Below are 23,872 nucleotides of genomic sequence, written 5' to 3' on the forward strand. Positions count from 1 at the left end.
CCTCATGCCCCCCGGGAGCCGGAAAGTCGCGATCACCGGCGTGGCCCTCGCGGACTGCGGCCGCGTGGACGGCACGACCCCCTACACGCTGCACGCCCAGGCCGCCCGCCGCGCACTGGCCGACGCGGGCCTGGACCGGTCCCTCGTCGACGGCCTGGCCTCCGCCGGCACCGGCACCCTCGCTCCCGCCGAGATCGCCGAGTACCTGGGCCTGCGCCCGACCTGGGTCGACTCGACCTCCGTCGGCGGTTCCACCTGGGAGGTCATGGCGGCGCACGCGGCCGACGCGATCGCCGCCGGACACGCGAACGCGGTGCTCCTCGTCTACGGCTCCACGGCCCGCGCCGACATCAAGGCGGGCCGCCGCACCGGCACGCTCTCCTTCGGCGCCCGCGGCCCGCTCCAGTTCGAGGTGCCGTACGGCCACACCCTGATCGCCAAGTACGCGATGGCGGCCCGCCGTCACATGATCGAACACGGCACGACGATCGAGCAGTTGGCGTCCGTCGCGGTACAGGCTCGGGCCAACGCGGCGCTGAACCCGGAGGCGATGTTCCGCGACCCGATCACCGTGGACGACGTCCTGGCGGGCCCGATGATCGCGGACCCCTTCACCAAGCTGCACTGCTGCATCCGCTCCGACGGCGGCGCGGCGGTGCTGCTGGTGGCCGAGGAGTACGTACGGGACTGCCGTACGGCCCCCGTCTGGGTGCTCGGCACCGGGGAGTACGTCTCGCACGTCAGCATGTCCGAGTGGCCCGACTTCACGGTGTCCCCGGCCGCGGTGAGCGGACGGCTGGCCTTCGAACGGGCCGGGGTGCGGCCGGAGGAGGTCGAACTCGCCGAGATCTACGACGCGTTCACCTACATGACGCTGGTGACCCTGGAGGACCTCGGCTTCTGCGCGAAGGGCGAGGGCGGCTCCTTCGTGGAGAAGGGGCGGCTGCTGGTCGAGGGCGGCGACCTGCCGGTGAACACCGACGGCGGCGGCCTCTCCGCCCAGCATCCCGGCATGCGCGGACTGTTCCTGCTGGTGGAGGCGGTACGGCAGCTGCGCGGAGAGGCGGGCGCCCGGCAGGTCAGACGCCGGGACGGGTCCGCGCCGGGGCTGGCGGTGGCGTCGGGGACGGGCGGGTGGTTCTGCTCGTCCGGGACGGTGGTGCTGGGGCGCTAGGCCTCCAGGGCGGGCTGCGGGGGCTCCGGCCTCGGTACCGTCGGGGCATGGCAACCGATCTTCACGAGCTGCTCAGGTCGTTGCGGGTGTGGGACCCGGAGGTCACCACGCTGCCCGCCTTCGACCCGGCCGACGCGCCCGCGACCCCGCTGGAGCTGTTCACCACCTGGTTCGCCCAGGCGGTGGCGGCCGGGCAGACCGAGCCGCACACCATGTCCCTGGCCACGGCGGACCCGGAGGGTCGGCCGGACGTGCGCACGGTGATGCTGCACGGCGCCGACGCGGCCGGCTTCGCCTTCGCGAGCCACGCCCACAGCCGCAAGGGCGGCCACCTGGCGGCCCGGCCCTACGCCGCGCTCGGCTTCTACTGGCCGGTGCTGGGCCGGCAGGTGCGGGTACGGGGCCCGGTGACCGCGGCCCCCTCCGGAGAGGGCCAGGCCGACCTGCACGCCCGCTCGACCGGGGCGCTGGCGGCAGCTCTCACCGGTCGGCAGAGCGAAGTACTCGACTCCCTGGACGAGTTGGCCCGAGCCTCCGAGCAGTCCTGGGAACGAGCCCGACGGGAACCCGCGGCCCCCGTCCCGTCATGGACGCTGTACCGACTCGCCCCCGAGGAGGTGGAGTTCTTCCAGGGCGACGAGCGCAGGCGGCATGTACGGCTCGCCTACCGGCGCACCGACGGGGGGTGGGAGCGGGACCTGCTGTGGCCGTGACCCGGGTGCCTCCGGTCTACGAGAAGTCGTAGGCCGTGAAGTCCGCCACCGGGACGTAACCGAGGCGGCGGTAGAGGGCGTTGCTGGTCTGGTTGGCCAGGTCGGTGAAGAGGAGGAGCTGGTCGGCGCCGCGGTCGAGGGCCGTGCGGGTGACCGCGGTGGTGACGGCGGCGGCGTAGCCGCGGCGGCGGAGGGGGGCCGGGGTGTAGACGGGTGCGACGCGGATCATGCCGGCCAGCAGGGGGCTGATCCCGGCCATGGCGACGGGGGTGCCCTCGGGGGTCTCCCAGAGGGTGAGGCCGCCGTAGGCGAGCCGGGCGTCGGTCCAGGCGGCGGCATCCTGTCGGCCGGGCTCCCCGATGGCCTCCTGGAACTCGTCGAACCAGAGGGCGAGCAGCTCCCGGTCCGCCTGCCCCGCGATCCGGGCCCGCCCCTGCGGTGCCGGGTCGGGTGGGATCAGTGCGGCGAGCCGGTGGAGGCGGGTGCCGTGCGGGCGGGGGCCGGTCGTGGCGCCCGTACGGCGGGACCAGGACGCGGCGAACGCGTCTGCGGTGTCGCGGACCGCGTTGACGCCGGAGACCGGGCGTCCGAGTGCGAGCAGGCGGGCGGCGAGCGCGTCGGCCTGTGCGGTGGTGAGCGGGGTGGTCACCAGCCGGTGCGGCGGCGTCCGGAAGCAGGCCGCCCGCACCTGCCCGGCCTCCTCCAGCACCCCGAACCAGGGTGCCTGGTCGCCGTACGTCCGCGCCCCACCGTTGCGGAGCGTCTCGACCACGGTGAGCACGACGGTGTGCAGGTCGGGGCGGGAGCGGAGGAAGGTGTCGGCCTGGGAGAGGAAGGCGTCCAGGTCCTCGGTGACGTGCCAGGAGTCGGCAGTCGGGGGTGGCGGCGGGGTCTCGGGGCGCATGCCTCATCGTCCTCCGAGGGGGGCGGAGCGCGCCCCTGAATTTCGCCCGGGCGCAGCGGGGCCGCTCAGCGGGCCGGTTCACGGCGGGACACCTCGTCCTTGCGCATGCGCACCGCCACGAAGAACGGTGTCCGGTGGGTTTTCAGGTAGCGGGCCTCGTCGACCCGGCGGGCCGCCTCAGTGGCGCGGGGCTCCACGAGCCGCTCCAGGACGAATCCGGTGTCCAGGAGTTCTCCGAGGAAGGTCTGCATCGTCATACGGCGGTAGGAGTTGGTGGCTCCGCTCTCCCCGAAGCGAGTCTCCACACGGTCCTCGTCGAAGTAGGAGCCGCCGTGCCAGAGCCAGTCGGCGGTCGGGTGGACGGTGGAGAGCAGCAGCGTTCCGCCGGCGCGCAGCACACGGTGCAGTTCCGCCAGCAACTCCCGCCGGGCTTCCAGGTGATGATGGACCAGGGCCACTACGCCGAGGTCGAAGGAGCCGTCCGGCAGGAAGGCCAGGGGTTCCTCCAGGTCGTGGTGGCGCAGCGTGACGGCGGGGTCGTCACCGACGCGGTCCCGGGCGTGGTCCAGCAGTCTCGCGCTGCCCTCGACCCCGACCACCTCGGCCGCGCCGCGCGCCCGCAGTTCCGTGATGTAGTGCCCGGCCCCGCAGCCGACGTCCAGAACCCGCAGACCGCTGAGGCCCCCGGCCAGTTCGAGCATGGCGGGGCGATCGGTGTGGGCGTTGTAGGGGCCGTCGGTCGCGTTGCCGGCGAAGTAGTCGGCGAGGGCGCCCTCGTAGGCGGTGGAGATACGCATCCCGGCATGCTGGCAAGGGCCGTCCGGCGGCACAACGGGCGGCGGCAAAGGGCGAGTTAAGAGTTGGCGGCCGCGACGTCTCGGCCCGCCCGCCCGTCGCGCCCGGGATGGCCTGGGCTTGGGCCGCCCGCCGGGGGATGGATGAGGGCGGCGTCCACGGGATGGGTGAGGGCGGCGTCCAGGGCCGCTGTCGCCCCGGGTTCGCCGCCCGTCCCTCACCCCCGCTCCGGATCCGTCGCCAGTCGGGCGTGCAGGTGGGCGTCGCGGAAGGCGTCGTGGCGGCCCGCCTCGAACATCGATCCCCGTAGCGTGCCCTCGTAGCGGAAGCCGCAGCGTTCGGCGACGCGGCAGGAGGCGTCGTGACCGACTCCGTGGACCAAATCGACCCGGTGGAGGCCCAGTTCGGTGTGCGCCCAGTGGGAGGCCAGGCGGAGGGCCCGGGTGGCGACGCCCCGGCCGCGGGTCTCGGGGAGGACCCAGTAGCCGACGCGTGCAGAGCTGAAGACGTGGTTGATGTCGTTGACCCCGACGTGGCCCAGTGTCGTACCGCTCGACTCGTCGGTGATCCGGTACGACGCGCTGGTGCCGTCCGCCGCCATGCCGGCCTTCCGTCGCAGCACCTCGCGGGCGCCGGCCAGGTCGTCGATCAGGGTGAGCGGGGTGTTCCAGAGGGCGAACTCCGGGTCGGTGACACCCCGTAGCCAGCTCTCGGCGTCGGTGTCGCTGTCCGGGTCCCACGGCCGCAGCCACAGGCCGTGACCGTGCAGATCGGGGAAGGGGCTGCTGATGGGATGCTGATCGTCGAGAGGGGACACCGGGCCATTCAAGACCCTGCCGGCTCTCCCAGCGGCCTGAATTTCGGGACGCCCTCCGGGAAGACCGCCTCCAGTTCCAGCCCCGGCCGCAGGTCCTCGTGGGCACAGTCCACGATCTCCGTCATCATCCGCGGGCCCTCGGCGAGGTCCACGACGGCGGCGGCGTACGGGGTGCGGTCCTTGAACGGCGGCAGGTCGTTGCGGTGGACGACCGACCAGGTGTGCAGGGTGGCCCGGCCGCTCGCCGCGAACCAGGAGACGTCCTCGCTCCAGCACCGCGGGCAGAACTCGCGCGGGTAGTGGTGGACCCGCTCGCACGCCCCGCAGCGCCTGAGCAGCAGGACCCCCTGCCGCGCCGCGTCCCAATAGGTCCGTGTGAAGGCGTCCGCCTCCGGCAGGTCGAACCTCGGGGTCACCGGCGCCCCGGTCACCGGAACCAGCCCAGCGCGGCGTCGAGCGACCACGTCTGCCAGGACATCCCGAACAGGGCCACGAGCGAGATGAGGGCCATCATCGAGTTCTGCCCCTGCTCGGCCCAGTCGTGGATCATCAGGGTGAAGTAGAGGACGTTCAGGAGCAGCCCGCCGACCAGGGCGACCGGCGTCAGCAGGCCGAGGATCAGGCCGAGACCGAGGGCGAGTTCGGCGTACGCGACGACATAGGCCATGGTCCTGGGCCGGGGTGCCACGATCACGTCGAAGCCGCTGCGGACCGGGGTCCAGCGGTGCTTGGCGGCGATGTCGGCGGCCCAGGTGATGCCGCCGCCCTTGAACCACGTCTTCTTGTCCTTGTGCCGCCAGCTCTCCAGCCACCACAGGCCGAGACCTACACGCAGGACGGCGAGCCACTCGGCCCCGGTGAGCCAGATCGTGTCCATGAAATCTGACGGTACGTCAGATCAGGGGTTCCGGGAACCCCACCGGTCGGCCGGTCCGGCACTCTGGGGTTTTCCGTGTGGGATACGTCACGCGACCCACGCACTTCTCCTACAGGCGTGATCGATCCGCAACCAATTCCCGTCTTGACCGAGACCTATCAACGAGCCGTCTGATTACGCTCGCGCTCATGGGCGACTCCTCTCTCTCCACCAGCACCGCCGACCACCCCGTGTACGTGGTCGGCGGCGGCCCGGCCGGACTCTCCGTCGCGTACGCGCTGCGCACCCGGGGGATCCGCGCGGTCGTCCTGGAGAAGTCCGAGCACGTCGGCGCATCCTGGCGACGCCACTACGACCGCCTCCACCTGCACACCACCCGACGCCTGTCGGCGCTGCCCGGCCTGCCGATGCCCCGCCGCTTCGGCCGCTGGGTCTCGCGCGACGACGTGGTGCGCTACCTGGAGAAGTACGCGGAGCACCACGAGCTGGAGACGGTCACCGGAGTCGAGGTCTCCCGCATCGAGCGCACCCCCGACGGCACCGGCTGGCTGCTGCACGCCACCGGCGGCCGCGAACTGACCGGCGCCGCCGTGGTCGTGGCCACCGGCTGGAACCACACCCCGCTGCTGCCGGAATGGCCGGGCCGCGAGGAGTTCAAGGGCGAGCTGCGGCACGCGGGCGAGTACCGCAACCCCGGGCCCTACGCGGGCCGTGACGTCCTGGTCGTCGGCGTCGGCAACACCGGTGCCGAGATCGCCGTGGACCTGGTCGAGGGCGGCGCCGCGCGGGTCCGGCTGTCGGTGCGCACCGCCCCGCACATCGTCCGCCGTTCCACGGCCGGCTGGGCGGCCCAGTACACGGGGGTTCTCGTACGACGGCTGCCGGTCGGCCTCGTCGACCGGCTGGCCCGCCCTCTGGCGAAGCTCAGCGTGCCTGACCTCTCCGCCCACGGCCTGCCCCGCCCCGACACCGGCCTCTACAGCCGGGCCAAGGAGGGCGCCATCCCGGTCCAGGACGTCGGCCTCATCGACGCGATCCGCAAGGGCCGCATCGAGGTGGTGGCCGCCGTCGAGGGCTTCGAGGGCGACGAGGTCCTCCTCGCCGACGGCACCCGGATCACCCCGGACGCGGTGATCGCGGCCACGGGGTACGCCCGTTCACTGGACGGTCTGGTCGGCCACCTGGACGTCCTCGACGGGCGCGGGGGTCCGGTGGTCAACGGGGCCCGCGTCCCGAAGAACGCCCCCGGCCTCTACTTCTCCGGGTTCGTCACGCCCATCAGCGGCACGTTCCGGGAAGTCGCCCTGGACGCCGAGAGGATCGCGAAGGCCGTCGAGAAGGCGGCGAAGGCCGCGGAGAAGGGCGGCGGGGGCCGCCTCTCGCGGCTGCCCGTCTGACGCGCGGGACCCCAACTCGCTTTACCGGCGCTCCTGTTACATCTGCGAGAGATGTGACAGGAGCGTTGTCGTGTGCCGTCGCGCGGGGCCAGAATGTGAACAACTCTCATGTTCTAGCTCCACACTCTCTCCACCACGGAGGACGCACGTGGCACGCGAAAGACAGCTCTCCCCGCTCTCCCCCCTCTCCCGGCGCTCCCTGCTCGGCGGTGCCGCCGCCGCGGCCGGTGCCGTCGCGCTCACCGGCACCGCCGCCGCTCCCGCCTCCGCCGCGACGACCCGTGACGTGGACGTCGCGATCGTCGGCGGCGGCCTCGCCGGGCTCACCGCCGCCCGTGACCTGGTCGCGGGCGGGAAGACGGTCGCCGTCCTGGAGGCCCGGGACCGCGTCGGCGGCCGGGTCCTGAACCTGAAGCTGGCCAACGGCGGGGTCACCGAGGGCGGCGGCGAGTTCATCGGCCCCACCCAGGACCGCATCAAGGCGCTCGCCGACTCGTTGGGGGTGGGGACCTTCGCCACCTACAACACCGGCAACAACCTGCTCTACAAGGACGGCAAGAGGACGCCGTACGCCACCGACGGCCTCCTCGGCTCGGTCCCGCCGATCGACGCGGCAGGCCTCGCCAACGCGGCGATCGTCCAGGCCTCCCTCGACGACATGGCCAAGACGATCCCCCTCGACGCGCCCTGGACCGCCCCCAAGGCCGACGAGTGGGACCGGCAGACCTTCGAGACCTGGCTGCGCGTCAACGCCGTGATCCCGTCGGCCAAGTTCCTCCTGGACGTGGCCTGCACCTCGATCTTCTCCGCAGAACCCCGCGAACTCTCCCTGCTGTTCGTGCTGTTCTACATAGCCGCGGCCGGCAACGAGACCACCCCCGGCACTCTGGAGCGCCTCACCGAGACCGCGGGCGGCGCCCAGGAGCTGCGCTTCGTCGGCGGCTCCCAGCAGGTGCCGATCAAGCTCGCCGCCACCCTCGGCGACCGGGTGGTCCTGAACGCCCCGGTGCGCACGATCGCCAAGTCCGGCGCGAAGTACGTCGTCACGGCCGACGGGGTCACCGTCACCGCCAAGCGGGTCGTGGTCGCCGTACCGCCGCCGCTCGCGGCCCGCATCACCTACGACCCGCTGCTGCCGGCCGCCCGCGACCAGCTCACCCAGCGGCTGCCGATGGCCTCGGTCGGCAAGGCGATCGCGATCTACGACACCCCGTTCTGGCGGGCCGACGGCCTCAACGGCCAGGTCGTCAGCGACTCCGGCGTGATCAGCTCGACCTTCGACAACTCCCCGCCGGACGCCTCCTACGGCGCCCTGATGGGCTTCATCGAGGCCGACGAGGCCCGCAAGTTCGACGCGGCGAGCGAGGCCGAGGTCAAGGCGGCCGTCCTCAAGGACTACGTGACCTACTTCGGCTCGAAAGCGGCCTCCCCCACCTCCTTCGTCCTGCAACGCTGGAACAACGAGGCCTACACCCGCGGCGGCCCGGTCTCCATCGCCGCGCCCGGTGTCCTGACCCAGTACGGCGCCGCCCTGCGCACTCCGGTGGGCGGCATCCACTGGGCGGGCACGGAGACCTCCCTGCACTGGAACGGCTTCATGGACGGAGCCGTCCGCTCCGGTGAGCGGGTGGCCAAGGAGGTCCTCGCGGTCCTGTAGTCCGCTCGTCAACTTTGCGTGCACGCCCGTTCCTGACGCAGCGTCAGTTCTGTAATCTGACAGAGCGTCAGTTATTCACGCTGTCACACAGGAGCGGGCGGACCGATGCTTGGATCAACCCACGGCACCCTCACCACCGACTCCCGCCGGGCCCGGGTCATCGCGTGCGGCGAGCAACCCGGCCCCGCCGTCCACGGCAGGCCCGCCGACGTCGACGACCTCGACGTCGGCGGCCGGCCGCTGTATACGGACGTCCCCGATCTGGACCGTTTCTTCCGGCCGGAGTCGGTCGCCGTGATCGGCGCCTCGGACGCCGAGGGCCGCCCGAACACCGGGGTCACCCGGCAGTTGATCGACTGGGCCGGACGGGTCGGGGCCCGGCTGCACCCGGTGCACCCGACCCGCCAGGCTGTCTTCGGCATCCCCTGCGTGACCTCCGTGGCCGACCTGCCCGAGCAGGTCGACCTGGCCGTCCTGCTGGTCGCGGACCCGCTGCCGGTGATCGAGCAACTGGCCGAGGCCAAAGTGAAGTTCGCCGTGGTCTTCGCCTCCGGCTTCGCCGAGACCGGCGAGGAGGGGGCGGCGGCGCAGGAACGGCTCGCGGCCGCCGTGGCCGAGTCCGGGATACGGCTGCTTGGCCCCAACACCAACCTGAACGCCTTCTCCTCCTTCCGCGAGGACCTCGAAGGACCCGGCATCGCCCTGATCACTCAGTCCGGCCACCAGGGCCGCCCGGTCTACGCCCTCCAGGAACTCGGCATCCGCCTCACCCACTGGGCGCCCACCGGCAACGAGGCCGACCTGGAGACCGCCGACTTCCTCTCCTGGTTCGCCGAACGGCCCGAGGTCGGCGCCATCGCCTGTTACGTCGAGGGCCTCAAGGACGGCCGTTCCTTCCTGCTCGCCGCCGACCGGGCCGCCCGCCGCAAGGTCCCGGTGGTCGCGGTCAAGGTCGGCCGCACCGAGACCGGCGCCCGCACGGCCGCCTCCCACACCGGCAAGCTCACCGGCGCCGACGCGGTGGTGGACGCGGCGATGCGGCAGTACGGCGTGATCCGCGTCGACGGCCTCGACGAACTCCAGGACACCGCCGCCCTGTTGGCCCGCGCGAGGCCGCCACGCGCCGAGGGGGTCGTGGTGTACTCGATCTCGGGCGGCACCGGCGCCCACTTCGCCGACCTGGCGACCGAGGCGGGCCTGCACCTGCCCGCCCTCTCCGAGGCCAAGCAGGCCGAACTGCACCAGTGGATACCGGAGTTCCTGAGCGTCGCCAACCCGGTGGACAACGGCGGCCACCCGGTCGGCGACTGGCGCGGCCGGAAGATCATCGACGCGATCCTCGCCGACCCGTCCGTGGGGGTGCTGATCTGCCCGGTGACCGGACCGTTCCCGCCGCTGAGCGACCGGCTGGTCCAGGACCTGGTGGACGCCGCCGAGCAGACCGACAAGCTGGTCTGCGTGGTGTGGGGCTCGCCCGTCGGCACCGAACCGGCCTACCGCGAGGTCCTGCTCGGCTCCTCCCGGGTGGCCACCTTCCGCACGGTCGGCAACTGCATCACCGCCGTCCGCGCCTACCTCGACCACCACCGCTTCGTCAGCGGCTACCGCTCCCCCTTCGACGAGGCCCCGCGCCACCCCTCACCCTCCTTCCGCAAGGCACAGGCGCTGATGCGCCCGGGCCAGCAGCTCAGCGAGCACGCGGCGAAACAGCTGCTGCGGGCGTACGGGATCCGGGTGCCGCGCGAGCAGCTGGTGACCAGCGCGGCGGCGGCCGTACGGGCGGCGGGCCTGGTCGGCTACCCGGTCGTGATGAAGGCGTCCGGCGCACGGATCGCCCACAAGACGGAACTGGGGCTGGTGAAGATCGGCCTGACCTCAGCCAGCCAAGTGCGGGACGCCTACCGCGAGTTGACGGACATCGCCCGCTACGAGGACGTGACCCTGGACGGTGTCCTGGTCTGCCAGATGGTCGAGCGGGGCGTCGAGATGGTCGTCGGGGCCGTGCACGACGAGCTGTTCGGGCCGACGGTGACGGTCGGGCTCGGCGGAGTGCTGGTCGAGGTGCTGCGCGACACCGCCGTACGGGTGCCGCCCTTCGGGGAGGAGCAGGCCCGGGACATGCTGGCGGAGCTGCGCGGGCGGGCCCTCCTGGACGGGGTCAGGGGACGGCCGCCGGCCGACCTGGACGCGCTCGTGGAGGTGGTGCTGCGGGTGCAGCGGATGGTGGTGGAGCTCGGGGACGAGCTGGCGGAACTCGACGTCAACCCGCTGATGGTGCTGCCCAGGGGGCAGGGCGCGGTGGCGCTGGACGCGCTGGTGGTGTGCCGGTGAGCGAGGTGCTGCACGTCGTCGACGGCCAGGTCGCGTACCTCACCCTCAACCGCCCCGAGGCGCTCAACGCGCTGACGCCCGCCCAACGGGACCGTCTCATCCAGCTGTTCGGCGAGGCGTCCGCGAACCCTGACGTCCGGGCCGTGGTCCTCACCGGCACCGGCCGGGGCTTCTGCGCGGGGGCGGACCTGCGGAGCGGGGCGGAGGCAGGTGAGCGGGGCGCCGGTGACGGGTCGGGCGAGCGGGTGGCCGGTGAGCGGGTCCCCGGTGACAGGTCGGGCGAGCGGGCGGCCGGTGATGTGGCCCGGATGATCCGCGAGGGTGCCCAGCGGCTCGTCGCCGCCGTCCTGGACTGCGAGAAACCGGTGATCGCGGCGGTCAACGGCACGGCGGCCGGGCTGGGCGCCCACCTCGCCCTGGCCTGCGATCTCGTGCTGGCCGCCGAATCGGCCCGGTTCATCGAGGTGTTCGTGCGCCGGGGCCTGGTCCCCGACGGCGGCGGCGCCTACCTGCTGCCGCGTCTCGTCGGCCCCCGGCGGGCCAAGGAGCTGATGTTCTTCGGCGACGCGCTCTCCGCCACCGACGCCGAACGGCTCGGCCTGGTCAACCGGGTCGTCCCGGACGGGGAGTTGGACAAGACGGCCCGCGAGTGGGCGGCCCGGCTCGCCGGCGGCCCCACCCGCGCCCTCGCGCTGACGAAACAGCTCGTCAACGCCTCCCTGGACAGCGACCGCGGCACCGCCTTCGCCGCCGAGGCCGCCGCACAGGAGATCAACATGACGACGGCCGACGCGCAGGAGGGCGTGGCGAGCTTCGTGGAGCGCAGAAGCCCCGAGTACCGGGGACGGTGACGCTCAGGTGGTGAGGCTCAGGGGACCCGCTTGAGGATCCGCACGTCCGGCGCGTCCGGGTCCCCGAACGGCACGAACAGCTCGGGCGCGGCCTCCGTCCCGCCGATCCTCCAGTACGTCTGACGCCCACAGCCACCGGTGGGCCGTACGACGACACCGGGGCGCCCCTCGGGGCCGTCGGCGTAGGGGTCGTAGCCGCCCTTGGCGTCCCGCTGCCAGGTGCCGGTGCCGTCGCACACCACGAAGGCCGGGTCTTCCGACGGGTCGGCCGGCGCCGTCTCGGCGGGCAGGGCGGTGAGTTCGGCCTCGCCGCCCGGACGCAGGCGCAGCACCGCGCCGTCGCTCCCGTGCCATTCGCCGGCGAGCTGCGCGGCGGAGAGCTTCGGTGGTTCGTACTCCTCGAGGATTCCCGTGACCGTGGCCAGCACCCCGCCGACGAACACCAGGAGGAACAGTCCGACGGAGGCGAACAGCGCGGGCAGCCAGATGCCCCAGAAGCCGCGCGTCCGTCTGCGCAGCCACCCGAGGCCGAGCACCGGGAAGACGCCGAGGACGGCGAAGAGCGGGGCCGTGGTGGTGAACGGCCAGTCCCACAGCAGCAGGGCGACACCCGCCCAGATCACGCCGAACAGCGATGCGAGAAGCAGGTGCCAGGCCCACACCGGTGCCCGCAGGCGCCCGGCGACCCGGTGTGCGAGTGCCTCCGCCGGGAGCACCTGGAGGAGGGCATGCGCGAGACCGAGGACTGGCAGGATCAGCGGGGCCACTACCAGGAGGCACGCCAGGGCGAACACGGCGAAGACCCCGTAGGCGCCCGCGTACGCGTAGTCGTCACCCAGCTGACCCCTGATCCACCAGCCCAGCCCGATCGCCGGAAACTGCGCCGCACACACCGCCGCGGCCTCGTTGAGCCGCTTGTTCCCCCACCCCATGGACGCAGCGTACGTGCGGTGTTTCGTGCCCCCTCCCCGGCCCTTCCCATCTGACGCACCGTCAGCTTCAATGGGGGACGTGATGGGACAAGCGGGGACGGCGGAAGCGGCCGTCCGGTACCTGAGGTCGACCGGGGCGCGGCCGGTGGAGGCGCTGCCCCGGCCCGAGCTGCGGTGTGTGCGTGAGGACGAGCGTGCGCCGCTCGATCCGACCGAGTTCCGGCGGGTGCTGGGGAACTTCGCGACCGGGGTCACCGTGATCACGGCGCCCGGCACACCGCCCGCGGGCTTCGCCTGCCAGTCCTTCTCCTCGCTCTCCCTCGATCCGCCGCTCGTCGCGTTCATGGTGGGCCGCGGGTCGGGGACCTGGCCCCGGATCGCCCGGGCGGGCGTCTTCTGCGTGAACGTCCTGAGCGCCGAACAGGGCGAGCTGTGCCGGGCGTTCGCGGTCAGCGGCGCCGACAAGTTCGCGGGGGTGCGGCACGAACCGGCCCCGGTCTCCGGCTCCCCGCGCCTCGCGGACACCCTCGCGTGGATCGACTGCACCATCCACGCGGTGCACACCGGCGGGGACCATCTCATCGTGGTGGGACGGGTGGAGGCGCTGGGCACCGGGGAGGGCGAGCGGCCTCTGCTGTTCCACCAGGGACGGTTCATCTGAGGGACCCGGTCCGCGGAGCCGGATGTCAGTGGCCTCCGTGATAATCGCTCCGCCACGACCGCCGGAGCGACGGAGAGCCCGCCTTGTCCCCGATCCATGACTTCGCCACCTGGGAACCGCTGTTGCGGCTCCTGCACCACGACAACGCCGAGCGCCTCGCCGCGCCGGGCGGCCATGTGGCCGGGCACATCAGCCAGGGCGGGTGGAGCGTGCCGGTGCGGCGCCGGTCGCCCCCTCCCGGGCAGGCCTCGCAGATCGAGGACATGCAGGAGGAGTACGACGCGGTGGGGCGGGTGCACACGGCGCTCGCCGAGTCCGGTGTCGACGGGGTCGCGTTCGTGGCGGAGATCTCGCCGGCCGGCCGGGCCGTGCTGCATCTCATCGAGACCGGTCCCGCCGTGGAGCCCGGGATCGGCGGACCGCACCCGGGGCCGATCCTGCTGGTCGAGGGCGCCGTACCGGAACCGTGGCGCCGCCTGCCCGACCCGGCCGACTCGGTCTCCCCCGACCCCGCGGCCGACCCCGCCGCTCTGGAGCGCACGCTGCGCGAACGGCTCCCCGACGCGATCGGCGCCACCGAGGAGGAGATCACGGCCGCGGAGAAGCGCCTCGGACTCGCCCTGCCCGAGGAGCTGAAGGCCCTCTACCGGGTCACGCGGGCGCGCTGGGAGGACTGGGACGGCGACTACGACCGGGCGGAGCAGGTCTACGACGCGGTCGGCTGCGAACTGCTCCCGCTGGACCACCTGTACGTCGCCGAGGCCTCCACCCGCCGCTGCTCCTGGCAGTTCGCGGCGATGGAGGCGGTCGTCACCCCGCCCGACGCCAAGGTGCAGGGGGTCGTCGGCTCCCCCGGCTGGATCGTCTTCGGCGACAACGGCGGCGGCGACCGGCTCGCGGTGGACCTCACCCCTGGTCCGCGCGGACACCGGGGCCAGATCGTCCTGATCGGCCACGAGGACAACATCGGCGCCGACCTGCTCGCCGCCTCCCTCACCGACCTGGTGCACAACGGGGAGCACGAGGAACGCGCCCGCCGCCGGGAGGCCCCGGAGGTGGCGTACGTCAATGTCGCGAGTATCGGCAGCATCGAGGAGGCCGCCCACCCGGCCCTAGAGGTCCTGTCCGTCGGCGTGCTGCCGGAGGGCACCGCCGTCAGCCTGGCCCCCGTGGTCGGGCTCCCCCGGCTGCGCACCCTGAGCGCCTATCCCGGCACCCTCGCCGACCCGCTGGAGATCGGCCGGCTGACCGGCCTGGAGTATCTGGAGCTCGCCCCGGAGCAGTGGCGCACGCTCCTGGACGCGGGGGCGGTCCCCAGGAGCCTGCTAGCCGCGGGCATCGAGGTCCTCGGTGAACACCACCCGCTCCCGGTCGTCGACCTCGCGAACGAACTCCTCGCCCTGTGGGACCGTCCGCCGATGACCCGGACGGTCCTGGAGGGCGACCTCTAGCCCCGGCTTCAGGCGGTCGCGAGCCCGGGGGCGGGGACGGCAGGCCGGCGCCGGATCACCAGTGCCATCAGCGCCGCCGCCGCGCACAGCGCCCCCGAGGCGTACCAGACCATGTCGTAGGTGCCGAACACGTCCCGGGCCACCCCGCCGAGGAAGGCGATCAGGGCGGCGCCGACCTGGTGGGAGGCGAGGACCCAGCCGAAGACGATCGCGCTGTCCTCGCCGTACTGCTCGCGGCACAGGGCGACGGTGGGCGGGACGGTGGCGACCCAGTCGAGGCCGTAGAAGACGATGAAGAAGAGCATCGGCGGGTGGACGCTCGGCGCCAGCAGCATCGGCAGGAACAGCAGCGAGATACCGCGCAGGGCGTAGTACACCGCGAGCAGACGGCGGGGTTCGAAGCGGTCGGTGAACCAGCCGGAGGCGATGGTGCCGACCACGTCGAAGACACCGATGACCGCGAGCAGCGAGGCGGCGGCCGTGACCGGCATGCCGTGGTCGTGGGCGGCGGGCACGAAGTGGGTCTGGACCAGGCCGTTGGTGGAGGCCCCGCAGATCGCGAAGGTACCGGCGAGCAGCCAGAAGGGGCCGGTGCGGGCGGCCTTGAACAGGACCGTGACCGCCCTGCGCGCGGCACCCTGGACCGGCGCAGGCTTCGGCACGAACTCCTGCGCCCCGTACGGCTTCAGGCCCACGTCGGCCGGGTGGTCGCGCAGCAGCAGCCAGACGAAGGGAACGACCGCGAGGGCGGCGAGCGCGACCGTGATCGCCGCCGGGCGCCAGTCGTGCTTCTCCACCATCCAGGACAGCAGCGGCAGGAAGATCAGCTGGCCGGAGGCGGAGGCGGCGGTCAGGATGCCGGTGACCAGGCCGCGCCGCTCGGTGAACCAGCGGTTGGTGACCGTCGCGGCGAACGCCAGCGCCATCGAACCGCTGCCGAGGCCCACGAGCAGGCCCCAGTAGAGCATCAGCTGCCAGGCGGCCGTCATCCACACGGTGAGTCCGGACCCGACGGCGATCACGGTCAGCGCGACCGCGACCACCCGCCGGATGCCGAAACGGTCCATCAGGGCCGCGGCAAAGGGCGCGGTCAGGCCGTACAGCGCGAGGTTGACGGAGACGGCCGCGCCGATGGTGCCGCGCGACCAGCCGAAGTCCTGGTGCAGGGGATCGATGAGGAGGCCGGGCAGGGAACGGAAGGCGGCGGCGCCGATGATCGTCACGAAGGTGACGGCGGCGACGAACCAGGCGCGGTGGATCCGCGGGGGCTGCTTCTGGGTCCTGGGCGCCTGTACAGCGGCTGCGGTTGTCTCGGTCACGACATCAAGCTTCCGGCCTGCGCCGCCTCCGCTCCATTGGCCCGAAGGACAGCATTCGTTAGGATCGGGCCATGAGCCGAGACCCTGTCGACCGTGTGGACCGCGCCGACCGCCCCGCACCGGGGTTCCGCCCGCACCGCGTCGTCGTCCTCGCCATGGACGGGGTCCTGCCCTTCGAGCTGGGCATCCCCCACCGGATCTTCGGCCGCCCCAGGGACGCCCAGGGGCGGCTGCTGTACGACGTCGTCACCTGCTCGATCCGCCCGCCGGGCCCGGTGCAGACCGACGCCGACTTCGCCATCCAGGTCGAGCACGGCCCGGAGATCCTGGCCACCGCCGACACCGTGATCGTCCCGGCCTCCTACGAACTGGGCCCGGTCTTCGAGCGGGGCGTCCTGACCGACGAACTGGCCGCCGCCCTCGCCCACATCCGCCCCGGCACCCGGCTCGCCTCCATCTGCACCGGCGTCTACGTCCTGGCCGCCGCCGGCTTCCTCGACGGCCGCCCCGCGACCACGCACTGGGCCGACTCCGACCGGCTCCAGGAGCTCTTCCCCCAGATCAGGGTCGACCCGGAGGTCCTGTTCATCGACGACGGCGACGTCCTGACGTCCGCGGGCGTGGCGGCCGGCGTCGACCTGTGCCTGCACATGGTCCGCCGCGACCACGGCACGGCGGTCGCCAACGACGTGGCCCGCCGCACCGTCGTGCCGCCGCACCGGGACGGCGGTCAGGCGCAGTACATCCACCGCCCGGTGCCCGACCCCCAGTCCTCGACCACCACCTCGGCCCGCGCCTGGGCGCTGGGCCGCCTCCACGAGCCGATCCAGTTGCGGGACATGGCCGCGCAGGAGGCCATGTCGGTCCGCACCTTCACGCGCCGCTTCCGCGAGGAGGTCGGCGTCAGCCCCGGCCAGTGGCTCACCCAGCAGCGGGTGGAGCGCGCCCGGCACCTCCTGGAGTCCACCGGCCTCTCCGTCGACCAGGTGGCCCACGACGCGGGCTTCGGCACGGCCCAGTCGATGCGCCAGCACCTACAGGCGGCCCTCGGCGTCACCCCGACCGCGTACCGCCGCACCTTCCGGGCCGGGACCGGGTTCGCGACCGAAGACCGGGTGGCCGGCGGGAGATGAGCCGGCAGCCGGGGCTGGCGGGTCCGCCGCCACGACGCCCCCGGCACACCCTCCCGAACCCCGCGTCCGACGCGCCTCTCCCCACCACCCCACACCTGTCAGTACGAGCGTGAGCACCACACCGGCCAGGACCGCCCGGGACGGCACCGTGACCGTGAGCAGGGCGCCGGCGAGCGACCCCGTGGCCGCGTAGCCTGCACCCGCCGCCGCGTACATCACGGAGTACCCGGCGGCCAGGACGGTCGGCGGAAGCACCTCGCGCAGGGCCAGGTTGCGAGTGACCAGAGCGCCCGACTGGAGCAGGCCGCCCACGGCGAGCGCGGCCGCGATCCCCGCGGCGTCCGGTGTCAGCGCGAGGAGGGTCACGCAGACCGATGTGCCGCACATCAGCACCACGCTGCGGGTGCGCAGAAGTCCGGGCCAGGTGCGCAGGCCGTAGAGGAACGCCCCGAGCCCGCCGCCCACGGCCAGCCCGGCCAGCATCGGGCCGGACCAGCCGACGCGGATGCCGCGCTGTTCGAGCAGCGCGGGCAGCGCGAGTTCGGCGAGCCCCAGCAGACTGAGGCTGGCCGCGCCCGTGACGTACACCGGCCAGGCACCGAGCAGCAGCCGGGACGTCGACGGCTGCCCGGTCCTCGTGCCGCCCTCGGAGCCCGTCTTCCACCCCGACGGAAGCAGCCACAGCCCCGCCAGCGACGCCCCCATCAGCACGGCGGCGAGCAGCAGCGGTACGCGGGGTGCGACGCCGAGGGCCAGGCCGGTGACGGCGGCCGGGGAGACGGCCCAGATGACGGAGTTCAGCATCGACTCCGTGGACAAGGCCTGCGGCACGGCCCGTTCCGGCACGAGCTCGGTGAGCAGCGCGCGCAGCCCGCCGGTCACCGCGGCCGGGGCGCTCCCGGCCAGGACCGCGCACCCGCCCAGAATCAGGGAGCCGACATCGGGAAGCAGTCCGAGCCCCGCGAACCCGGCCGCGCCCGCCGCCAGCCCGGCCGCGAGGTGGGGCCTGGGTCGCTCGGGGCGCAGTCGCATCCCGAGCACCGGGGCGCCGACGATCTCCCCGATCACGTACACCGCCGCGAGCACCGCCCCCAGCGCATACCCTCCCGGTCTCTCTCGCACCAGGAACACGAGGGCCAGCGGGGCCATCGCCACCGGCATCCGGGCGCCGACGGACGTGCAGGCCCAGACCAGCACCTGTGGGGAGGCGACGTCGCGGTAAGTCATGCGTCGAAGCTAGGGCCCGGCACCGACATCACCCCAAGGGTTTTCCGAGCCCTGTGGACAACTCCGGGGCCGGCAAGTCAGAAGGTCAGCACCCCCCGCGCCACCCGCCCCGCCTCCGCGTCCCCGACCGCCTTCTCGAAGTCCTCGATCGGATAGGTCTCCGTGACGAGTTCGTCGAGGAGCAGTCGTCCCCGGCGGTAGAGCTCGGCGTACCTCGGAATGTCCCGCTGCGGGCGCGACGACCCGTAGCGGCAGCCGAGGACGGACTTGTCGAGGAACATCGACGAGACGACGAAGGACGCCTCCGCCCCCGCCGCCGGCGTCCCCAGCAGCACCGCCTGTCCGTGCCGGTCCAGCAGGTCGATGGCAGCGCGCACGAGCTCGACCCGCCCCACGCACTCGAAGGCGTGGTCCACGCCGTACGGCAGCAGCTCCCGCACCCCCTCCACCGACGTCAGGAAGTCACTCGCCCCGAACTGCCGGGCCACCGCCTCCTTGGCCGGGTTGGCGTCCACGGCCACGATCCGAGAGGCCCCGGCGATCCGCGCGCCCTGGATGACGTTGAGTCCGATCCCGCCGGTCCCGATCACCAGGACGCTGTCCCCGAGGTCCACCCGGGCCCGGTTGAGCACGGCTCCCACCCCGGTCAGCACCCCGCACCCGATGAGCGCGGCGGAGGTCAGCGGGATGTCCTTCGGGATCCTGACCGCCTGGACGGCCTTCACCACCGTCCGTTCCGCGAAGGCGGAGTTGCTCGCGAACTGGAACACCCGCTCCCCGCCCCGCGAGAAGGGCCTTTGGGGCCGCCCGATGGCCTTGCGGCACATGGTCGGCCGCCCCCGGTCGCAGTCGGCGCAGGCGCCGCAGTTGGCCAGCGTGGACAGGGCCACGTGGTCCCCGGGTCCGACATGCGTGACCCCCTCCCCCACGGCCTCCACGACCCCGGCGCCCTCGTGCCCCAGCACCACCGGCACCGGGAACGGGATGGTCCCGTCCACCACCGACAGATCGCTGTGACACAGCCCGGCCGCCGAGATCGAGACCAGCACCTCCCCGGCCCCCGGTTCGCGCACCTCCAGATCGTCGACGACCTGGATCTGCCTCCCGTCGAACAGCACGCCGCGCATCAGACGACCCCCTTGGGTTCCCTGGGCAGACCGAGCACCCGCTCGGCGATGATGGTGCGCTGGACCTGGTCCGAGCCGCCGTAGACGGTGTCGGCCCGCGAGAACAGGGACAGGTACTGCAACTGGTCGAGTTCGTACGGTGATTCGGGGGACCATTCCCGGGGCCCGACCGCGGCCTCCGCCCCGCGCACGAGCAGCGCCAGCTCCCCGAGCCGCTGATGCCACCCCGCCCACAGGAGCTTGGCCACATTGGGCGCCCCGGTGTCCCCCGAACCGCCCAGTGTCCGCAGCGCGTTCCACCGCATGACCCGCAGCTCGGCCCACTGCCGCACGAGCAGCGCCCGTACGACCGGATCGGCGACCGCGTCACTGCGTACGGCGGCCCGCACGACCCGGGTCAACTCCTGCGCGAACCCGATCTGTTGGGCCAATGTGGACACCCCACGCTCGAAGCCCAGCAGGCTCATGGCCACCCGCCAGCCGTTCCCCTCGCCCCCGACGACATGCTCCACGCGCGCGTGCGCCCCGTCGAAGAAGACCTCGTTGAACTCGCTGGTGCCGGTCATCTGCCGGATGGGCCGCACCTCGATGCGCCCCGGCTGATCCATGGGGACGAGGAGGAAGGACAGCCCGCGGTGCCGGCTCGACCCGGGATCGGTGCGGGCCAGCACAAAGCACCAGTCCGCCTCGTGCGCCAGCGAGGTCCAGATCTTCTGCCCACTGATCCGGTACGTCCCGTCTCCGTCCCGCACGGCCCTGGTCCGCACCCCGGCGAGATCGGACCCGGCACCGGGCTCGCTGTACCCCTGACACCACAGCTCGTCCCCGGCGGCGACGGGAGGCAGAAACCGGGCCTTCTGCTCATCACTGCCGTGCGCGAGAAGAGTGGGCGCCAGCAACTTCTCCCCGATGTGCCCGGACCGCGCCGGCGCCCCGGACCGCGCGTACTCCTCGGCCCAGACGACCTGCTGGGTGAGGGTGGCGGTCCGGTTGCCGTACCCGGACTCACTCCAACCGAGCCCGATCCACCCGGACTTGCCGAGCGTGCGCTCCCAACCACGGCGGTCCTGAGCACCATCTACGTGCCCGTCGAGCCAGTCCCGCACCTCACTCCGGAACGCCTCGTCCTCCTCGGTGAACCCGAACTCCACGAAGGTCTCCTCTCCGCTCCGGCCCCGGAGCCCCGCCCAGGGGCGCGGGGAACTGCGCGCCCAGCCACAACGCGCCCGCAGCCGCCCACCGACGCGCACCCCTCGACGACTAGGCGCCCGGCCCCGAAAGCAACGGCATCGGATCGACTCCCACCGACCCCGGCAGGAACTCCGCGATCGACTCGGGCGTCCACCCGCCGGAGGCATACGCGGCACGCACCTCCCGCGGCTGCGCCCACACGGCGATCTTCGACCCCGCCACCGTGTACACCTGCCCGGTGATCTCCCGAGCCCGCGAGGACAGCAGATAGACCACCATCGCGGCCACGTCCTCCGGTTCCCCGATCTCCGCCAGGTCGAAGGGGACGTTCGCCGACATCCGCGTACGAGCCACCGGCGCCACCGCGTTCGCGGTCACCCCGTACTTGTGCATCGCGAGGGCCGCGCTGCGCACGAGCGAGATGATCCCGCCTTTCGCGGCGCTGTAGTTGGCCTGCGAGAAGGACCCCTGGTGGTTCCCGCTGGTGAACCCGATCAGCGTCCCGGCCCGCTGCTGCCGCATCACCGCGGAGGCCGCCCGGAAGACGGTGAACGTCCCCTTCAGGTGGGTCGCGACGACCGGATCCCACTCCTCCTCGGACATGTTGAACAGCATCCGCTCGCGCAGGATCCCGGCGACGCACACCACCCCGTCGAGCCGCCCGTAGGAGGCCAGCGCGGTGTCGACGACCCGCTGTCCGCCCGCCATGGTCGAGATGTCGTCGGCCACGGCGACGGCCTCGCCGCCGGCCGCCTCGATCTCCTTGACGACTCCGGAGGCGACCTCGCTCGTGGGCGACGCCCCGTCCACGGCGACGCCGTAGTCGTTGACGACGACCTTCGCCCCCTCGGCCGCGGCGGCCAGAGCCACCGCACGTCCGATCCCCCGCCCCGCACCGGTCACGGCGACCACCTTGCCTGCCAAGAAGTTCCCCACGCCCGGCCCCTTCCCGCGGTTTCTGACGGACCGTTAGATTTTATGACCCGTCAGATGTGCGGACACAAGCCCCGGGGAGGGCCCGATGTCACTTCCGGCCGCGTTCCACGACATCGCCAAGCGCGTCAACAACTGGGGGCGTTGGGGCGCCGACGACGAGATCGGCACCCTGAACCTGATCACCGACGAGGTCGTCCGCGAGGCCGTGGCGACGGTCCGCACCGGGCACCGGGTCCCTCTGGCGCTCCCCCTGAAGCAGGACGGCGTGCAGACCGGGATGATGCCGGGCCGGGTCAACCCCCTCCACTCGATGGTGCAGATCAACCAGGAGCTCTTCGGCCCGGGGACGGTCGCGTGCAGCGACGACGTCGTGACCATGGGCCTCCAGGCGGCCACCCACTGGGACGCGCTCACCCACGCCTCGCACTCGGGGATGCTCTACAACGGCCGTCCGGCCGGCACCATCACCCCGCACGGCGGCGCCGAGTTCAGCGGCATCGACAAGGCGCGGCACGTCGTCTCGCGCGGGGTGCTCCTCGATGTGGCCCGCGCGCGGGGCGTGGCGCGGCTCGACGGGGGGCACGCGGTGACGCCGGAGGACCTGGAGGCGGCCGAGGAGCTCGCGGGCACGCGCGTGCGTGCCGGGGACGTCGTGCTCGTACGGACCGGGCAGATCCAGGCGTACCTGGCGGCGGACCGGGAGGCGTACGCCTACCCCTCGCCCGGCCTGTCGGTCCGCACTCCGGAGTGGTTCCACGCGCGCGACGTGGCGGCGGTCGCCAATGACACCCTGACCTTCGAGGTCTTCCCGCCGGAGATCGAGGACCTGTGGCTGCCGGTACACGCGCTGGACCTGGTGGAGATGGGGATGCTCCAGGGCCAGAACTGGAACCTGGAGGAATTGTCCACAGCCTGTGGAGAAGAGGGGCGCTACACGTTCCTACTGTCGGCGATGCCCGAGCCGTTCGTCGGCGGCACCGGAACGCCGGTGGCCCCGGTGGCGATCCTCTGAGGGGTCGGTCGGCGGCGCGCGCAGGCCCGCCCCGAGCTCGACATCGCGCGCCGCCGTCATCGACTCCCCTGCGCCCTGGGGGAGTCGACACCGCCTCACGATCCACTCTCGTCGAGGACCTCCGTCACCGAGGCCCTCGGCGTCCCCTCGCGGCGAATCGCTGACACCAGCGTGATCAATCGAACACATTGCGTCAACACCGCCCAGCCGAATAGTGACTTACGTCCGGTTTCGCACCGCCGCGCACCGATGCACCCCCCGGCGCACCGGCACACCGCAAGGAGGGACGGGCCCGGTTTCTGCAACCATGCGCCGGGCGATTTCCCGGGCGGGGGGGCGAGCGCCGCGCTCCGTGCGCCGGACGGGTTCCGGGCCCCGGGTTGGGCGAGTTGTCGACCATGGACAGGTCGAATGGGCGACCAGGGACAGGCCGGGTCCGCGACCAAGGGCCGGGCGGGCTGGCGGCCACCGGCCGGACACGTCCGCCACCACCGGCCGGGCAGGCCCGGGGACACCACGGCGGACAGGCCCAGAGACACCATGACGGGCAGGCCCTGAGAGCCCGCGACGAGGAGGCCCGGGGACGGACCACCGCCGGTCACACCGCCTCGAACGCCAGCCCCTCATAGGCCGCGGCCTCGATGTCGTAGACCTTCGTGTCCTGCCGCGGCCGCTCGCTGCGGTCGAGTTCGCACCAGATGCTCTTGCCGGCACCCTCCCGGCTCCAGCCCCAGCGGTCGGCGAGGCCGTCGACCAGGGCGAGGCCACGGCCGCCGGTCGCGTCGCCGTCCACCCACCGCGGCACCGGGGCCAGACCGCTGCGGTCGGCCACCTCCAGGCGGACGGGTACCGTCTCCGACTCCGCCTCCCCGCCCGGCAGGGACAGCCGCAGCACGGCAGGCCGACCGGTGTGCACCACGGCGTTGGTGACCAGTTCGGACACGAGCAGGATCAGGGTCTCGGCGAGCGGTTCGTCGGCCCCCACCCCGGATCCGACGAGCCGCGCGCGGGCCCACCGCCGGGCTCGCCCCACTTCTGCGGGGTCGGGCCGGATCTCCAGCTGCACTTGAAGCACCTGCACCGCTCACACCATCCGAACCGGCGGGCCCATGGCCTCGCGCCTCACGAGGGCCACGATCGTAGCCATTTTTTTCATGGCCAGAACGATGGCCAAAGCCGGGGTCACAGAACGTGAGTCCCTTACGAGACAGCATGGTTGACGTACAGTCACGCCAACAAGCGCTTCGGGCATATTCCAGCGCGAAGGAGTACCCGTGCGGGATACTGTGCGACGCTCGCGGCGGGGAGTCGAACAGGCAGCAGGTCCAGGCCCATCCGCCCTGCGAGCAGCGGCGCGCACCGCCGGG

The 23,872-nt window shown here is 72.7% G+C and carries 22 protein-coding genes; 10 read left to right on the forward strand and 12 right to left on the reverse strand.

All coding sequences use genetic code 11. The annotated features are described in order from the left end of the window. Positions 1-4: 4 nt before the first annotated feature. Together IF54_RS0112830 and IF54_RS0112835 are read left to right on the forward strand one after the other, a co-directional pair. On the forward strand, positions 5-1,174 hold the full coding sequence (locus tag IF54_RS0112830; protein WP_030317753.1) for a thiolase C-terminal domain-containing protein: 1,170 nt from the start codon (positions 5-7) through the stop codon (positions 1,172-1,174). A 47-nt stretch (positions 1,175-1,221) separates the two neighbouring features. Then, positions 1,222-1,887, forward strand: a complete 666-nt coding sequence (locus IF54_RS0112835; RefSeq protein WP_030317755.1) for a pyridoxine/pyridoxamine 5'-phosphate oxidase — start codon at positions 1,222-1,224, stop codon at positions 1,885-1,887. Positions 1,888-1,903: 16 nt separating this feature from the next. Here the strand turns inward: IF54_RS0112835 and IF54_RS0112840 are convergent, their stop codons facing one another. From IF54_RS0112840 to IF54_RS0112860, 5 genes are all read right to left on the reverse strand, one after another. Next, positions 1,904-2,791: a GNAT family N-acetyltransferase gene (locus tag IF54_RS0112840; RefSeq protein ID WP_030317757.1), complete on the reverse strand. Its 888-nt coding sequence runs from the start codon at positions 2,789-2,791 to the stop codon at positions 1,904-1,906. Positions 2,792-2,856: 65 nt separating this feature from the next. Continuing rightward, positions 2,857-3,588: a class I SAM-dependent methyltransferase gene (locus tag IF54_RS0112845; RefSeq protein ID WP_030317759.1), complete on the reverse strand. Its 732-nt coding sequence runs from the start codon at positions 3,586-3,588 to the stop codon at positions 2,857-2,859. Between the two features lie 215 nt (positions 3,589-3,803). Next, complete coding sequence (locus IF54_RS0112850) at positions 3,804-4,403, reverse strand: GNAT family N-acetyltransferase (protein ID WP_030317761.1); 600 nt, start codon at positions 4,401-4,403, stop codon at positions 3,804-3,806. A gap of 8 nt (positions 4,404-4,411) precedes the next feature. Then, positions 4,412-4,834, reverse strand: a complete 423-nt coding sequence (locus IF54_RS0112855; RefSeq protein WP_030317762.1) for a Zn-ribbon domain-containing OB-fold protein — start codon at positions 4,832-4,834, stop codon at positions 4,412-4,414. Beyond that, the gene (locus tag IF54_RS0112860) at positions 4,831-5,280 is read right to left on the reverse strand and encodes a DoxX family membrane protein (RefSeq protein ID WP_030317763.1); all 450 of its coding nucleotides are present in this window, start codon (positions 5,278-5,280) and stop codon (positions 4,831-4,833) included. Before IF54_RS0112860 ends, IF54_RS0112855 begins: the two co-directional genes overlap by 4 nt. A gap of 188 nt (positions 5,281-5,468) precedes the next feature. Here IF54_RS0112860 and IF54_RS0112865 point away from each other — a divergent pair, with 188 nt between their 5' ends. The 4 genes from IF54_RS0112865 (at position 5,469) to IF54_RS0112880 (ending at position 11,516) form a co-directional block, all read left to right on the forward strand. Continuing rightward, complete coding sequence (locus tag IF54_RS0112865) at positions 5,469-6,677, forward strand: flavin-containing monooxygenase (RefSeq protein WP_030317764.1); 1,209 nt, start codon at positions 5,469-5,471, stop codon at positions 6,675-6,677. A gap of 148 nt (positions 6,678-6,825) precedes the next feature. Beyond that, positions 6,826-8,334 (forward strand): flavin monoamine oxidase family protein, encoded by a 1,509-nt coding sequence (locus IF54_RS0112870; protein ID WP_030317766.1) that lies wholly within the window; start codon positions 6,826-6,828, stop codon positions 8,332-8,334. A 105-nt stretch (positions 8,335-8,439) separates the two neighbouring features. Further along, positions 8,440-10,665 (forward strand): acetate--CoA ligase family protein, encoded by a 2,226-nt coding sequence (locus IF54_RS0112875; RefSeq protein ID WP_030317768.1) that lies wholly within the window; start codon positions 8,440-8,442, stop codon positions 10,663-10,665. Continuing rightward, entirely contained in the window at positions 10,656-11,516 is an 861-nt protein-coding gene (locus IF54_RS0112880; RefSeq protein WP_030317771.1) for an enoyl-CoA hydratase/isomerase family protein, read from the forward strand. Before IF54_RS0112875 ends, IF54_RS0112880 begins: the two co-directional genes overlap by 10 nt. Before the next feature lie 17 nt (positions 11,517-11,533). Here IF54_RS0112880 and IF54_RS0112885 read toward each other — a convergent pair whose 3' ends face one another. Further along, a complete protein-coding gene (locus tag IF54_RS0112885; RefSeq protein ID WP_234438971.1) occupies positions 11,534-12,448 on the reverse strand; it encodes a hypothetical protein in 915 nt (304 codons plus the stop codon). Between the two features lie 82 nt (positions 12,449-12,530). Between IF54_RS0112885 and IF54_RS0112890 the strand changes: the two genes are divergently transcribed. Together IF54_RS0112890 and IF54_RS0112895 are read left to right on the forward strand one after the other, a co-directional pair. Continuing rightward, complete coding sequence (locus IF54_RS0112890) at positions 12,531-13,109, forward strand: flavin reductase family protein (RefSeq protein WP_030317775.1); 579 nt, start codon at positions 12,531-12,533, stop codon at positions 13,107-13,109. 83 nt (positions 13,110-13,192) lie between these two features. Next, positions 13,193-14,560 carry an SMI1/KNR4 family protein gene (locus IF54_RS0112895; RefSeq protein WP_030317777.1) on the forward strand — a complete coding sequence of 456 codons (1,368 nt, stop codon included), beginning with the start codon at positions 13,193-13,195 and terminating at the stop codon, positions 14,558-14,560. 8 nt (positions 14,561-14,568) lie between these two features. On the opposite strand, the gene IF54_RS0112900 is transcribed toward IF54_RS0112895, so the two are convergent. Continuing rightward, positions 14,569-15,879 carry an MFS transporter gene (locus tag IF54_RS0112900; RefSeq protein WP_030317779.1) on the reverse strand — a complete coding sequence of 437 codons (1,311 nt, stop codon included), beginning with the start codon at positions 15,877-15,879 and terminating at the stop codon, positions 14,569-14,571. Between the two features lie 71 nt (positions 15,880-15,950). Between IF54_RS0112900 and IF54_RS0112905 the strand changes: the two genes are divergently transcribed. Continuing rightward, positions 15,951-17,012 (forward strand): GlxA family transcriptional regulator, encoded by a 1,062-nt coding sequence (locus IF54_RS0112905; protein ID WP_051735423.1) that lies wholly within the window; start codon positions 15,951-15,953, stop codon positions 17,010-17,012. Here IF54_RS0112905 and IF54_RS0112910 read toward each other — a convergent pair. The 4 genes from IF54_RS0112910 to IF54_RS0112925 form a co-directional block, all read right to left on the reverse strand. Then, positions 16,914-18,239: a hypothetical protein gene (locus IF54_RS0112910; RefSeq protein WP_030317783.1), complete on the reverse strand. Its 1,326-nt coding sequence runs from the start codon at positions 18,237-18,239 to the stop codon at positions 16,914-16,916. The two genes, IF54_RS0112905 and IF54_RS0112910, sit on opposite strands and share 99 nt — an antisense overlap. Positions 18,240-18,316: 77 nt before the next feature. Continuing rightward, positions 18,317-19,366, reverse strand: a complete 1,050-nt coding sequence (locus IF54_RS0112915; protein WP_030317789.1) for a Zn-dependent alcohol dehydrogenase — start codon at positions 19,364-19,366, stop codon at positions 18,317-18,319. Next, a complete protein-coding gene (locus IF54_RS0112920) occupies positions 19,366-20,517 on the reverse strand; it encodes an acyl-CoA dehydrogenase family protein (protein ID WP_030317791.1) in 1,152 nt (383 codons plus the stop codon). Before IF54_RS0112920 ends, IF54_RS0112915 begins: the two co-directional genes overlap by 1 nt. Positions 20,518-20,626: 109 nt before the next feature. After that, positions 20,627-21,493: an SDR family oxidoreductase gene (locus IF54_RS0112925; protein WP_030317793.1), complete on the reverse strand. Its 867-nt coding sequence runs from the start codon at positions 21,491-21,493 to the stop codon at positions 20,627-20,629. Between the two features lie 85 nt (positions 21,494-21,578). Between IF54_RS0112925 and IF54_RS0112930 the strand changes: the two genes are divergently transcribed. Continuing rightward, positions 21,579-22,505 (forward strand): cyclase family protein, encoded by a 927-nt coding sequence (locus IF54_RS0112930; protein WP_030317796.1) that lies wholly within the window; start codon positions 21,579-21,581, stop codon positions 22,503-22,505. A 598-nt stretch (positions 22,506-23,103) separates the two neighbouring features. Here the strand turns inward: IF54_RS0112930 and IF54_RS0112935 are convergent. Continuing rightward, a complete protein-coding gene (locus tag IF54_RS0112935) occupies positions 23,104-23,571 on the reverse strand; it encodes an ATP-binding protein (RefSeq protein ID WP_030317800.1) in 468 nt (155 codons plus the stop codon). Positions 23,572-23,872 lie beyond the last annotated feature (301 nt).

The sequence above is a fragment of the Streptomyces sp. NRRL B-3229 genome, from assembly GCF_000719505.1.
In the GTDB taxonomy this organism is placed as follows: domain Bacteria; phylum Actinomycetota; class Actinomycetes; order Streptomycetales; family Streptomycetaceae; genus Streptomyces; species Streptomyces griseorubiginosus.

Excerpts from the sequence above, each read along its gene's own strand:
- IF54_RS0112915 (WP_030317789.1), bottom strand. The coding sequence starts at position 19,366 with ATGCGCGGCGTGCTGTTCGACGGGAGGCAGATCCAGGTCGTCGACGAT.
- IF54_RS0112835 (WP_030317755.1), top strand. The coding sequence starts at position 1,222 with ATGGCAACCGATCTTCACGAGCTGCTCAGGTCGTTGCGGGTGTGGGAC.
- IF54_RS0112930 (WP_030317796.1), top strand. The coding sequence starts at position 21,579 with ATGTCACTTCCGGCCGCGTTCCACGACATCGCCAAGCGCGTCAACAAC.
- IF54_RS0112865 (WP_030317764.1), top strand. The coding sequence starts at position 5,469 with ATGGGCGACTCCTCTCTCTCCACCAGCACCGCCGACCACCCCGTGTAC.
- IF54_RS0112875 (WP_030317768.1), top strand. The coding sequence starts at position 8,440 with ATGCTTGGATCAACCCACGGCACCCTCACCACCGACTCCCGCCGGGCC.
- IF54_RS0112905 (WP_051735423.1), top strand. The coding sequence starts at position 15,951 with ATGAGCCGAGACCCTGTCGACCGTGTGGACCGCGCCGACCGCCCCGCA.
- IF54_RS0112890 (WP_030317775.1), top strand. The coding sequence starts at position 12,531 with ATGGGACAAGCGGGGACGGCGGAAGCGGCCGTCCGGTACCTGAGGTCG.
- IF54_RS0112845 (WP_030317759.1), bottom strand. The coding sequence starts at position 3,588 with ATGCGTATCTCCACCGCCTACGAGGGCGCCCTCGCCGACTACTTCGCC.
- IF54_RS0112910 (WP_030317783.1), bottom strand. The coding sequence starts at position 18,239 with ATGACTTACCGCGACGTCGCCTCCCCACAGGTGCTGGTCTGGGCCTGC.
- IF54_RS0112840 (WP_030317757.1), bottom strand. The coding sequence starts at position 2,791 with ATGCGCCCCGAGACCCCGCCGCCACCCCCGACTGCCGACTCCTGGCAC.
- IF54_RS0112885 (WP_234438971.1), bottom strand. The coding sequence starts at position 12,448 with ATGGGGTGGGGGAACAAGCGGCTCAACGAGGCCGCGGCGGTGTGTGCG.
- IF54_RS0112830 (WP_030317753.1), top strand. The coding sequence starts at position 5 with ATGCCCCCCGGGAGCCGGAAAGTCGCGATCACCGGCGTGGCCCTCGCG.
- IF54_RS0112860 (WP_030317763.1), bottom strand. The coding sequence starts at position 5,280 with ATGGACACGATCTGGCTCACCGGGGCCGAGTGGCTCGCCGTCCTGCGT.